The sequence below is a fragment of the Streptomonospora sediminis genome (assembly GCF_054778995.1).
In genome coordinates this window covers 39,771-52,270 of sequence record NZ_BAAGYZ010000017.1, presented here as the reverse complement: position 1 = coordinate 52,270, position 12,500 = coordinate 39,771, and the positions used below count along the sequence as shown (strand labels likewise).

11 protein-coding genes are annotated in these 12,500 nt (G+C 73.8%); 6 read left to right on the top strand and 5 right to left on the bottom strand.

Annotated features, from left to right (window positions below):
• Positions 1-117 precede the first annotated feature (117 nt).
• Positions 118-510 (bottom strand): hypothetical protein, encoded by a 393-nt coding sequence (locus ACYVD5_RS04840; protein ID WP_460999677.1) that lies wholly within the window; start codon positions 508-510, stop codon positions 118-120.
• A gap of 164 nt (positions 511-674) precedes the next feature.
• Between ACYVD5_RS04840 and ACYVD5_RS04835 the strand changes: the two genes are divergently transcribed.
• Together ACYVD5_RS04835 and ACYVD5_RS04830 are read left to right on the top strand one after the other, a co-directional pair.
• Complete coding sequence (locus ACYVD5_RS04835) at positions 675-1,958, top strand: helix-turn-helix domain-containing protein (protein ID WP_460999676.1); 1,284 nt, start codon at positions 675-677, stop codon at positions 1,956-1,958.
• Positions 1,959-2,055: 97 nt separating this feature from the next.
• Complete coding sequence (locus ACYVD5_RS04830) at positions 2,056-2,529, top strand: hypothetical protein (RefSeq protein WP_460999675.1); 474 nt, start codon at positions 2,056-2,058, stop codon at positions 2,527-2,529.
• Between the two features lie 75 nt (positions 2,530-2,604).
• On the opposite strand, the gene ACYVD5_RS04825 is transcribed toward ACYVD5_RS04830, so the two are convergent.
• Positions 2,605-3,765: a site-2 protease family protein gene (locus tag ACYVD5_RS04825; RefSeq protein ID WP_460999674.1), complete on the bottom strand. Its 1,161-nt coding sequence runs from the start codon at positions 3,763-3,765 to the stop codon at positions 2,605-2,607.
• A 156-nt stretch (positions 3,766-3,921) separates the two neighbouring features.
• On the opposite strand from ACYVD5_RS04825, the gene ACYVD5_RS04820 reads away from it, so the two are divergent.
• The 4 genes from ACYVD5_RS04820 (at position 3,922) to ACYVD5_RS04805 (ending at position 8,784) form a co-directional block, all read left to right on the top strand.
• Positions 3,922-4,743, top strand: coding sequence for a RecB family exonuclease (locus tag ACYVD5_RS04820; protein ID WP_460999673.1), 822 nt, complete (start codon positions 3,922-3,924; stop codon positions 4,741-4,743).
• Positions 4,744-4,986: 243 nt separating this feature from the next.
• A complete protein-coding gene (locus ACYVD5_RS04815) occupies positions 4,987-6,267 on the top strand; it encodes a sensor histidine kinase (RefSeq protein WP_460999672.1) in 1,281 nt (426 codons plus the stop codon).
• A 78-nt stretch (positions 6,268-6,345) separates the two neighbouring features.
• Positions 6,346-7,041 (top strand): response regulator, encoded by a 696-nt coding sequence (locus tag ACYVD5_RS04810; protein ID WP_460999671.1) that lies wholly within the window; start codon positions 6,346-6,348, stop codon positions 7,039-7,041.
• A 321-nt stretch (positions 7,042-7,362) separates the two neighbouring features.
• Positions 7,363-8,784, top strand: coding sequence for a threonine/serine exporter family protein (locus ACYVD5_RS04805; protein WP_460999670.1), 1,422 nt, complete (start codon positions 7,363-7,365; stop codon positions 8,782-8,784).
• Positions 8,785-9,161: 377 nt separating this feature from the next.
• Here ACYVD5_RS04805 and ACYVD5_RS04800 read toward each other — a convergent pair whose 3' ends face one another.
• From ACYVD5_RS04800 to ACYVD5_RS04790, 3 genes are read right to left on the bottom strand one after another with little or no spacing between them, the layout of a single operon-like run.
• Entirely contained in the window at positions 9,162-9,845 is a 684-nt protein-coding gene (locus ACYVD5_RS04800; RefSeq protein ID WP_460999669.1) for a LutC/YkgG family protein, read from the bottom strand.
• The gene (locus ACYVD5_RS04795) at positions 9,835-11,472 is read right to left on the bottom strand and encodes an LUD domain-containing protein (protein ID WP_460999668.1); all 1,638 of its coding nucleotides are present in this window, start codon (positions 11,470-11,472) and stop codon (positions 9,835-9,837) included. Before ACYVD5_RS04795 ends, ACYVD5_RS04800 begins: the two co-directional genes overlap by 11 nt.
• Positions 11,469-12,206, bottom strand: coding sequence for a (Fe-S)-binding protein (locus ACYVD5_RS04790; RefSeq protein ID WP_460999667.1), 738 nt, complete (start codon positions 12,204-12,206; stop codon positions 11,469-11,471). The genes ACYVD5_RS04795 and ACYVD5_RS04790 overlap by 4 nt, the downstream gene beginning before the upstream one ends.
• Positions 12,207-12,500: the final 294 nt, after the last annotated feature.

The window sequence follows — 12,500 nt, the reverse complement described above, 5'->3', positions numbered from 1 at the left end:
CGGGGCCCGGGGCCGCGGGCGGCGGAACACTGCGCGCGCACTGCCCAATGCTCAGTATGCAAGGCGCGACGGGCCCCACGCGGTGCTCATACACCAGCGCGGAAAGCCGAACGCCGCTCAGCCGCGGGGCGGCGCGAGCACCCGGGCGATCCGCTGCGCGGCGTCGGCGGTGTGCACAGCGGGGGTGAGCGGGCTGCGGTGCGGCGGCGGAAGAGCGGGCTCGCCGGTGCTGTGCAGCCACCACCACAGCCGGCCGCGATGGGGGCGCAGCACGGCCTTGTGCAGCACGGTCCGGTGCAGGTGCGGTGCGGGGCCGCGGGTGAGGACGTCGACGGCGCCGATGGCCCCGTCGACGCGGGCGTCGACTCCGCAGGAGCGGAGTTCGGCGGTGAGGCTGCTGAGCACCCGCACCCAGGCGGGATGATCGGTTTCGGCGCCGGTTTCGATGTCAAGGCGGTGGCCGACTGCGGCCAGGCCGGGGATGCCCGAAGGCGGGGTCTCGACGGTCATCGGTGCTCCTGACTGTTGCGATGAATCCCCAGCACCGAGGGGACTTTGGCCCCTTGACTCTGCCTCACGCGCGGGCCTCGCGAACCCTTCTATTCCTACTACGCATAGCAGTAGTCCTTTCACTCATAGCCACCAATACCAGGTGGACACCCTAACCTAGGCTCATGGACCGACGAGACAGCGCGCTGCCGCCGGACTTCTGGGCACGGACCGACATCCGGGCGGCGCTGGCGACCTGCGACCTTGCCCGCGTCCTGGAGCAGGCCCGCCTCACCCGCGGCTGGTCCCAGGGCGGGCTCGCCCGGGCGGTCGGCTACTCCCAGAGCTGGGTGTCGCGGGTGGTCAACCGGCAGCAGTCGCTCACCGTCGACCAGGTCCGCGAGCTCGCGGGGCGGCTGGGGATCCCGATCCACCTCCTCCGGTTCGCGGACGCACCAGCGCCGGAGAGGGGGGCCGATCCGACGAAACGACGCGATTTCGGCAAGGCCATTGCCGCGGCCGCCATTGCGCCCGCGCAGCCGGCCCGGCCGCAGAGCACCGAAACCGAAACCGATACCGACGAGGGCACGGCCCAGACCCTGCGCGCCATCACCGGCGGCCAGCGGCGGCTGGATGCCGCCTCGCCCTCCCCCGACCTCGCCCGCGGCGCCATCGCCCATGTCGAACTCACCGGGCGCACGCTGGTGCGCGCGCGCCGCACCCCGTTCGCACCGGGCATCGCCGCGGCCGCCAGCGAGGCCGCCGGGTTCGCGGCCTGGCTGCACGCCGACATGGACGACTCCGGCTCGGCCCGGGGCTACTACCGCACCGCGGTGCGCAATGCGCGGCTGGCCGGCGACCCGCTGCTGGCCGCCTACATGCTGGGCAGCCTGGCGGCTTTCGAGACCGAGACCGAAGACGCCGCCGCCGGCCTCGCGCTGGCCGACGAAGCCGCCCGGTTGCTGGGCCCCGATACCCATCCCACCGCTGCGGCGTGGCTGGCGTGCACGCGCGCCGTGGCCCACGCCGCTCTGGGCGACTCCGCTGCCGCCGACCACCAGATCGCCGCTGCCGAACGCGGCGCCGAACACGCCGACAACACCGACCCGCCCTGGCCCTGGGTCTTCCCCTTCAGTACCGCCAAGGTCGCCGGGTACCGCGCGCTGACCGGGGTGCGGCTGCACCGGCCCCACGATGCGCGCGCGGCCTTCAGCGAGGCCTTCGGCCGCTCCCGCCCTCCCGCCAAGCAGGGCGCGGTGCTGATGGTGGAACTGGCGGGCGCCCACGCCGACGCCGGCGATGTCGACGAAGCGTTCTCGCTGGCCGGCGAGTCGCTGCGGATCGGGGTGCGGTTCCGCTCCGACCGGCTGATCTCGCGGGTGCGGCGGTTCCGCCGGTCCTACCAGGGGCCCGCGGCGGCCTGCGTCAAGGAACTCGACGACCGGTTGGCGGCCACCCTGACCATGTAGCCCCGCTCGCCCATCCGGGCTCTCGCGGCCGCGAACGGTTGCCGGGTGGGCGCGCGCCGCGGGCGGGGTAAGTCTCAGCCACCAGGAAGGAAGGGCGATGCGGCGTCTTGCGATCACCGGTCACCGTGCGCTGCCCGCGCAGGTCGAGCGGGATGTCGACTCCGCCCTGCGCGCCTATCTGCGCCAATGCGGCCCGGCGGTCACCGGTTTGTCGTGCCTGGCCGACGGCGCCGACACGCTGTTCGCGCACGCCGTGCTCGATGCGGGCGGCGACCTCGAGGCGGTCGTACCCGCCGAGGGCTACCGCAACGGGCTCCCCCGTTCGCACTGGGCCGCCTACGATGCCCTGCTCGCGGCGGCGGTGCTCGTGCACCGGCTGCCGCACCTCGAATCCACGCCGCAGGCCCACCTTGAGGCCGGCCGCCATCTGGTGGAGCACTGCGAGGAACTCGTGGCCGTGTGGGACGGGTGCCCGCCGCGCGGGCCGGGCGGCACCGCCGACATCGTCGGCTACGCCCGCGAGCAGGACCGGTCGGTGACCATCATCTGGCCGCCGGGCGCCCGGCGGTGAACCCGTCCGGCCGCGCGCACCGGCCGTTCGCACCGGCGGCGAGCGGGGCGACGCCTGCGGCCGGCGTGCCCCCGTTCAGTGCCCGGTGACCGCCTGCTGCACGTCGGTGGTGCTCAGCACTCCGAACGCGCTGCCGTCGTCCTCGACCAGCAGATACTCCGGCGCGGGGTGGCCGCGCAGCGCCTCCAGCAGGTCATCGCCTTCCAGGTCGGCGCGGATCACCGAGCCGCGGGTGATGGCGCGGGACACGCTGGAGACCGGTACCCACGGCCGCCGCGATTCGGGCACCGCGGCGGCCGCGGCCTCGTTGACGATCGAGGTGGGGGTTCCGCCGGTGTCGGCGACCAGGACCGCTCCGGCTCCGGCCTGGTGCATGCGCCGCTGCGCCTCGGCCACCGAGGTGTCGGCGCTGACCACCGCCGCGCCCCGGCCCAGCTCGCGGGCGCGCAGCGTCGGCACGCGCTCGCGCAGGCGGGCGGTGCGCAGCGCCGAGGCCGCACCCATCCAGATGAACGACGCCAGCAGCAGCGCCCACACCAACCCGAACAGGTTGGGCGTGGTTCCGGTCAGCAGCGCGTAGCCCACCGGCACACCGACGATCAGCACCGCCAGCACGCGCCCGCCCCAAGCGGCCACGACGGTGCCGGCCCGCGGCCGCCGGGTCAGGGCCCACACCAGGGCCCGCACCAGCCGGCCGCCGTCGAGCGGCAGGCCGGGCAGCAGGTTGAATACGCCCACCAGCAGGTTGGCCACCCACAGCTGCCAGACCAGCACGCCGGCAATGGTGGCAGGGTCGACGAACCCGTAGACCGCGAAACCTAGCACGGCCAGCACCAGCGACAGCACCGGCCCCGAGACCGCCACGAGGAACTCGCGGCCGGGCGTGGGGGCTTCGCGCTCGATCTCGGAGACACCGCCGAGCATGTAAAGGGTGATGCGTCCGACGGGCAGGCCGAACATGCGCGCGGTCACCGCGTGGGCGAGTTCGTGGATGAGCACCGACGCGTACAGCAGCACCGCGAAAACGAAGGCCACCAGATAGGAGGCGGGTCCCAGCGCCAGCGAGCGTTCGACGACGGGCTGGTAGATCACCGTGATGATGACCGCGATGATCAGCCACGACGGTGTCACATAGACCGGGATACCGAAGGGCCGCGCCATCAACCAGCCGTTGGTGCGGCCGGGGCGGGGCGTGGTCGCGTTCTCGGGCGGGGTGCTGCTGCCGTGGTCGGTCACACCGCCCAGACTATGCGGTGCCCGGCTGCGCAAGGCCGCTGCGCAAGGCCGTAGCGCCCGGGTACCGGGTGCGGGGACCGGCGGAGCGGCGCCGCGGTTGCCGACGCGCTGTGGACAGCGGGCACCGGGCGGCCGGAGCCAACGTACTGTTGGGGCATGGACTCCCCCGACACCGCTCTGGTCCCGGCGCTGTCGCCGTCGCGGGCCGCCGATTTCCTGCAGTGCCCGCTGCTGTTCCGCTTCCGCGTCATCGACCGGCTGCCCGAACGCCCCAGCGCCGCCGCGCTGCGCGGCACGCTGGTGCACGCGGTGCTGGAGCGCCTGTTCGAGCTCCCGGCCGAAACCCGCACGGCCCGCACCGCTCTGTCGCTGCTGGAGCCGCAGTGGGAACTGCTGCGCTCGTCGCGTCCCGATACCGCCGCCGAACTGTTCGCCACCGAGGCCGAGGTCGCGTCCTGGCTCGCCGATGCCCGGGCCCTGCTGGAGCGCTACTTCGAGATGGAGCAGCCGCACCGGCTCGAACCCCGCGAACGCGAAATGCGGCTTGAGGTCACCCTGGAATCCGGGCTGCGGCTGCGCGGCTATGTCGACCGCCTCGACGTCGCACCCACCGGCCAGATCCGCATCGTCGACTACAAGACCGGCAAGTCGCCGCACCCGCGCTTCGAGGACAAGGCGAAGTTCCAGATCTTCTTCTACGCCGTGATGCTGTGGCGGGAACTCGGCGAGGTCCCCGCCCGGCTGCAGCTCATGTACCTCGGCGATGGCAGCGTGCGCTGGTATGAACCCACCGAACAGGAGCTCGCGGCGGCCGAATCCGAGATCACCGGCATCTGGCGCCGGATCGAGCACACCGCCCGCTCCGGCGACTGGGCTCCGCGCCCCAGCAAACTCTGCGGCTGGTGCGACCACCAGCAGCTGTGCCCGGAATTCGGCGGTACCCCTCCCCCGCTGCCCGCGCCGCAGCCGGCACGCTGAACCGTCCGCTGCGCGCAGGTACCCGGCGGCCGGGGCGCTCGTCCGAACGGGGGACGCGCGGGTGACCGGGCGGCGGCCGAACACGCGGCGCGGCGCTCATCCCGGCAGGGCAACCGGGGCGACCGCACAATCCGCGCAACCCGCCCGATAGCAACACGCATCCGCGAATTCGTCCGGGCGGAGGAGGCGAGATCCACCTGGCGAAGGTCGGCCCGCACCCGCACCCGCTTTTAACGTGGAACCGTGACCACTGCGCCAGCCGATTCCCACACCAGCGCGGGCCCGTCCGGCCGCGGGCCTTCCGGGAATCCGGTGCGGCGGGTGGGCACCTGGCCGTGGGTGACCGATGCCGCCATCGTCGCGGCGCTGCTCGCGTCCAACGCCGTACTGGTCGCCATGGCCGCCGAAACCCCGGCCATGGCGCGGCTGTGGGACAACCCCGCCGCGGGCTACACCGTCGGCACCCTGCTGGCGCTGCTGCTGTTCGCGCGGCGCTACGCACCTTTGGCGGTGCTGATCCTGCTCACCGCGGGCGGGCTGCTCGCCGACTACGCCCAGGTGATGGTGTGGGGTGCGGCGAGCCTGGGCATTGCCGTGGCGTCCTACTCGGTGGGCCGCTACCTGCCGATGGTGCGCGCCCTGTGGGGGCTGGGCCTGGGCACTGCGGCCAACATCGCCACCACCCTGCTGAGCCCGGCCCAGTCCGCACCCGACCACGGCAACCCGTGGTGGATCAACCAGGCGTTCTACCTGGGTTGGATCCTGGCGTCCTGGTGGGTGGGGCGGCTGGTGCGGATGCGCTCGTTCCACATGATCGAACTGGCCACCCGCGCCGAGCGTCTGGAACGCGCACGCGACGCCCACACGCGCGCGGTCCTGGCCGAGGAACGCAGCCGCATCGCCCGCGAACTGCACGACGTGGTCGCCCACCACGTCAGCGTCATGACCGTGCAGGCCACGGCCGGGCGCCGGGTGATCGAACGCTCGCCGGAGCGGGCCCGCCAGACCCTGACCGAGATCGAAGGGACCGGACGCCAGGCACTGGCGGAGATGCGGCGGATCGTGAGCGTACTGCGGATGCCCGAAGGCGACCGCGCCGACACCGACCGCGGCCCCCAGCCGGGGCTGGCCGGGTTGACCGAACTCGTCCAGCAGATCCGCGACACAGGCACGCCCGTCGAGCTGATCGCCGAAGGCACGGTCCGCGACCTGGAACCGGGGCTGGAGCTTGCCCTGTACCGCATCGTCCAGGAGTCGCTGACCAACGTGCTCAAGCACGCCGGCCGCAACGCCCCCGCAACCGTGCGGGTGCACTACGGCCTGCGGGCCGTCGCCATCACCGTCACCGACGAAGGCGGCCCGACAAGCGAGGGTTCCTCCTCCTCGCCCACCGACGAGCCCGGCCACGGCCTAGTCGGTATGCGCGAACGCGTGGCCCTCTACGGCGGCGAACTCGCCGCCGGCCCGCGCAGCGGCGGCGGGTTCGAGGTCAGCGCCCGACTCCCCCTGGGGCACCGCGGCTGAGCCCCGCCGCACCGTGCCGCGGGGCCGCATCCGGCCGCGGCGGTCAAAACGGCTCGGCCGATCGGTGAGAATCTGGTCATGGCCATCCGCGTCCTGCTTGTCGACGACCAGCCGCTGCTGCGCACCGGCTTCCGCCTGATCCTGGAGTCCGAACCGGAGATCTCCGTGGTGGGCGAGGCCGCCGACGGACATGCCGCGCTCGCCGACACGCGGCGGCTGCTGCCCGATGTGGTGCTGATGGACATCCGCATGCCCGGCAAGGACGGCATCGACGCCACCCGCGAAATCCTCGCCTGGGCCGAGGACAGCGGGCAGCAGGTGCGGGTGCTCGTGCTGACGACCTTCGACCTCGACGAGTACGTCGTCGAGGCGCTGCGGGCGGGTGCCAGCGGGTTCCTACTCAAGGACGTGCCGCCCGACGAACTGGCCGGGGCGATCCGGGTGGTCGCCGACGGCGCCGCCATCGTCGCCCCCACGATCACCCGCCGGCTGCTGGACCGCTTCGCCGACAAGCTCCCCTCGTCGCGGGAGCGGCCCGCACCGCAACTGGACCACCTCACCGAACGCGAACGCGAGGTGCTGCGGCTGCTGGCGCGCGGGCTGTCCAACGCCGAGATCGCACGCCGCTTGGTGGTCAGCGAAACCACTGTCAAGACCCACGTCGGCAACGTGCTGACCAAGCTGGGCCTGCGCGACCGGGTGCAGGCGGTGGTGCACGCCTACGAGACCGGCATCGTCCGGCCCGGTGAGGACGAGGGGCCGGTCGGGGGCTGACTCGACCCACCGTTCGACCGCATTTGGGGCACCGGCGCGGGACACCGGTCCCGGACACGGATCCGGGACACCGGTGGGGCGCGCCGAAGCACCCGCTGCACGGATGAAGCACCCCGCCACCGGGTAGGCCGGGCGCCACACGCCCGCCATCCGCCCAATCATGCCTACGACCTGCGAACATGAGCCCGTGACCGACCTCACCCGGACTACAGGGCGGAAACCGGGCAACCGCCCCCTGAATCGGGACGTCCCATACGTGGGCGCGCGGATCGGGCGCCCACCGCCCGCTCCGGACACACCAGGAGGTATCAAGCACCGGCCATGGCCCAGGACCCCCAACCCGCGCCCCTGAACGAGGACAATCTGCTGAGCCGCCTGCGGGATTGGCGGGCGTCGCGGGAGTCGGAGATGCACTCCGACCTCTTCGACGAGGCCGTCGAGCTACCCGACCCGCGGGCGCTCGATCTTGTGCTGCGCGTGGGCGAGCTCCTGCTGGCCAGTGGCGAAAGCACCGAAGTGGTCAGCGAGTCCATGCTGAGCCTGTCGGTCGCCTTTGAACTGCCGCGGTCGGAGGTCTCGGTGACCTTCACCGCGATCACCCTGTCCACCCACCCCGGCGGCGACCAGCCGCCCATCACCGGCGAGCGGGTGGTGCGCCGGCGCACCATGGACTACTTCCGCGTCAACGAACTGCACGCCCTGGTGCAGGACGCGGCCCTGGGAGCCGTCGAGCTGGAAGGCGCGATCGCGCGGCTGCGGGCCATCAAACGCGCCCGCCCGCCCTACCCCAACTGGCTGATCGTGACCGGGTTCGGGCTGATCGCCTCCAGCGCCAGCCTCATGGTCGGCGGCCAACTGATCGTGGCCGCCGCCGCGTTCGTCGCCACCGTCCTGGGCGACCGCGCCTCGGCGTTCCTCGCCCGGCGCGGCGTGGCCGAGTTCTACCAAATGGCCGCCGCCACCGTGGTGGCCTCCTCGATCGGGGTGGGGCTGCTGTGGGGCAGCGACCAACTCGACCTGGGGCTGCAGGCGGGCGCGGTCATCACCGGCAACATCATGGCGCTGCTACCGGGACGGCCGCTGGTGGCCAGCCTGCAGGAAGGCATCAGCGGCAGCTACGTTTCCGGTGCGGCACGGCTGCTGGAAGTGTTCCTCACCCTGGGCGCGATCATCAGCGGCGTCGGCGCGGTCGCCTACACCGCCGTGCGGCTGGGTGTGGGCGTCAACCTGCAGGACCTCCCGACTGTCGGCACCAGCGTGGACCTACCGGTGCTGATCGGCTCGGCGGGCATCGCCATGGCCTTCGCCGTCTCGCTGACCGTCCCGCCGCGGATGCTGCCGTGGATCGGTGCCATGGGCGTGATGATCTGGGTGATCTACGCCGGCGTGCGCGGGCTGGTCGACGCCCCGCCGATCGTGGGCACCGCGGCCGGCGCCGTGGCCGTCGGCGTGGTGGGCCACGCCCTGGCGCGCCACACCCGGCGGCCGGTGCTGCCCTACGTCATTCCCGCGATCGCGCCACTGCTGCCCGGCAGCATCCTCTACCGGGGGCTGCTGGAGATCACCCTCAGCCATCCCGTCCAAGGGCTGCTGAGCCTGTCGGAGGCGGTCGCCATCGGCCTGGGGCTGGGTGCAGGCGTGAGCTTCGGCGGCGAACTGGTGCGCGCCTTCCAACGCGGCGGCCTCGCCGGAGCCGGCCGCCGCAGCCGCCCCGCGGCCCACCGCAGCCGCGGCGCCTACTGAGGTATCGGCACCGAGGGCTTGCTCGGGCGAGCGACCACCGGCGCTTCTTGGGGCGGCGCCCCGGCGAAGCGGCAACGGTTGGCTGTGCGGCCTTGCGATCACCCGGGCAACGGGTGGGCTGCGGTGAAAAGCAGCATCAACGGCAGCGATGGGTCCGGGCCGGCGACCACCGGAACCGCCCACAGGTGGTGGCGCGCCCGCCGCTGCGATGATGGCGGGTGCGTCGGTGCTGCCCGGCCGCGTAGCGGGTGCCGTCCCGCCCGGATCCGGAGTACGAACGGGGCTTGCCAGGCAGGCAACCGGCTGGTGCGGCTCGGCGCAGCCGTACCGGGGCGCACCGCGGCCTGCGCAGTGCTCGGTCAGTGCTGCCGGGCCGGTCAGCCGGCGACGATGACGTCGATGCGGTCCGGGCCGTGCACCCCCTGTACGCGGGTTCCCTCGATCGCCGTCGAGGCGGTGGTGCCGGTCAACCACGTCGTGGGGCGGGCGGGGTCGAGCTCGGCCAGCGCGGTGGCCATGGTGTCGACGATCTGGCCCGACTCCACCACGCACAGGTGGCAGCCCGCCAACAGGGACAGGGCGCGCCGGCCCTGACCGACACCGCCGTCGAAGACAAGGGTGCCGGTATCGGCGACCGCCAGCGCACAGCGGGTGATGGCGGCACCGGCGCTCTCCACCGCCCGCGCCGACAGCGCCGCGTGCGGCGGGTCGTCGCGCATGGCCCACACCCCGTCCAGGTCGGACAGCCACAGCGACGACAGGTCCCGCGGCACCGCGACGCGCCGCACGCCGTAGCCCCACACCGCCGAGGCGATGACGCGCGGCAGGTCCTCCAGGTCGCCGACGTGCTGCACCCCGATACCGTGCTCGGCGAGGCGCTCGGTGAACAGCGAGACCTCATCGCCGCGGCCCTGCGCCGGTGCGGCCCCGTCCGGCTCCGCTCCGGGCCCGGTCACCGCTGCGCCCCCAGCGGCGCGGGCATCGGGCGGGGCGGCACCCGCCGCGCGGCGCACCCGGGCCAGCACGGCCGCGCGCGCCGGGTTGTGCTCCTCAGCCATCATTCCCCCCGCCCTGGGCGCCGCGGCGCCCGTGCTCGTCCCGATCCGGTGCGCCTCCTGCGCCTGGACCGCCCGCCGCACGCCGGGCCAGAGCACGCCGTCGGCGCGCCCACCAGGCGCGGAAGGACTCTGCCGGCGGGGCGGGCAGGTCGCGGGCCTCGGTCCACCGCCCCAGCAGTCCGGGCAGCCGCCTGATACGCCCGGCGCGCGCCATCAGCCGCCCCCACCGCGAGGCGGCGCGCTGGGCGCGGGCGAAGCGCCGCTCCGCCGACATCACCCACTCGCTGCTCTGCGCGGCCAGCGCCTCAGGCGTGGGCACCGCGTTGGCGCGCCGCTCGTCGACGACACGGCCGCGCAGCTCCAGCAGGATTTCGGGGATGTCCACCCCCACCGGGCAGACGTCAGCGCAGGCGCCGCACAGCGTGGAGGCGAAGGGCAGGGACGCCTCGCGCGGCGAACGCGTACCGCGCAGCTGCGGTGTCAGCGCCGCGCCGATGGGCCCGGCGCGCACGGAACCGTAGGGGGCCGACCCCGTCCGCTCGAACACCGGGCACACGTCCATACAGGCGGTGCACTGGATACAGCGCAGCGCCTGGCGGCCCACGGGATCGCCGAGAGCGGCCGTGCGCCCGGCATCGACCAGCACCACGTGCACCTCCTGGGGACCGTCGCCCTCGACCGGACCGCTCCAGGTGGAGACCACCGGTGCCTGCGCCGAGCCGAGCGCCGAGCGCGCCCATACCCGCGCCAGCACCGCCACGTCGGCCCACGCGGGCACGACCTTGTCGATCCCGGCGACCGTGATCAGCCGTCCGGGGACGGATGCACCCATGCGCACGTTGCCCTCGGTCTCCATCGCGACCAAGCTGCCGGTCTCGGCCACCAGCGCGTTTGCACCGGTTATGGCCGTGCGCGCCTCCAGCAGGGTCTCGCGGAGGTAGTCGCGCGCCGCCTCGACCAGGGCCTCGGGCTGCGCCGCCAGATCGGCCGGTGCCCCCGGCAGGCGGCGGACCAGCGCAGAGCGCGCGCCCGCCCGATCGTGGCGGCCCACGGTGCGGGACTCGGCCTCGGGCGGCTGCTGGGCGAGCCCGGCGATCAGGTCGGCGATGGAGGTTTCGTGGACGGAGACGCCCGCGCGCAGCAGCGCGGCGTCCAGGTCCAGTTCCCCGGCGGTGGCCGAGGAGGAGCGCACCGCCTCTCGCTCGCCGCCCGCTGCGGCGATGCGGGCCACGACCCTGCGGGCCTCGGAGGCGTCGCGCGCCCAGTGCACCCGGGTGCCGGCGGCCGCGGCGGTCTTCTCGAACTCGGTGAGGTGGCGCTCAAGGTCGGCCAGGGCGCGCTCGCGCACAGCCGTGGCCCGGGTCCGCAACTCCGCCCAATCGGGTTCGGCGCGCCGGCCGCGCCCGCGTTCGCCGCGCTGCCCGGCGGACGCCGCCGAGCGGGAACTGCGCACCGCGCTCTCGCCGAGGGCCGAGCGGGCGGCGTCGGCGAACCGCGGCGGGCCGGTCGGGCGCGCACCCGCCCCGCGCCCGAGCAGATGCGACCAGGGATAGGCAGGCCCCTGCGCCGCGGCCCCGTCCGCGCCCGAGCGCGCGGTCCGGGGGCGGCCCGGTTCGCCCGGCCCGCTCACTGCCCCGCTCCCGCGCCGGCCCTTGCCCCGTCGCCGGAGGCGAGGATCTCGGCGAGATGGAGGGTGCGTGCCCCGCCGCGCAGCCGCGACAGGGCGCCGTCGATCTGGGTCAGGCAGGCGTCGTCCACCGCGCACACCACCTCGGCGCCGGTCTCGCCGATGTGGCGGACCTTGTCGGCGACGATCGCAACCGAGGTGTCGGCGTTCTTCCAGGCGAAGGTGCCGCCGAACCCGCAGCACTCCTCGGCCGCCGGCAGCTCCGCCAGTTCCAGCCCGCGCACCGCCCGCAGCAGCCGCACCGGGCGGTCGCCCACTCCCAGCGACCGCAGGGACTGGCAGGCGGGGTGGTAGGTGACGCGGTGCGGGAACGAGGCGCCGACGTCGGTGACCCCGGCGACATCGACGAGGAACTCGGTGAGCTCCAGTACCCGCGGCGCGCGGCCCGCCCGCGCGTCGCGTTCGGCCAGCCGCGGGTATCCGGTGCGCACCATGGCCGCGCACGACGCCGAGGGCGTGACGACGAGGTCGCACTCGGCGAAGACCTCGGCAAAGCGCCCTGCGAGCGACGCGGCCTCGCGCCGGTAACCGGAGCTGTAGTGGGCTTGCCCGCAGCAGGTCTGCTCGCGGGGAAAGATGACCGTGTAACCCAGGCGCTCCAGTACGCGCACGGTCGCGCGAGCGGTGGCCGGGTAGAGGGTGTCAGTGAGGCAGGAGACGAATAGACCTATGCGCAACGCTTCTCCTAGCGCCCCGGCACGGGGCACGGGGATGCCTGTGGCACAGCAGAGGGGACCGGTCGGCACGGACGGCCCGGACCGGGACCGCCGCCCGGATCCACGGCCATCCTAGACACCTGCCTTCTCTGCCGCCGCGGTTTGCGATGATCTTCACCAGCACCGGCGGCGCTGACCAGGCGCGCGACACGGCGAGGGGTCGCTGTCGCCAAAACACCGCATGCCTACGGGCCCGTTTGTCCGCGTCCGGCCAGCTTTCTCCGGGAACTGACGGAACGGTCGCGGAGCCGCCCG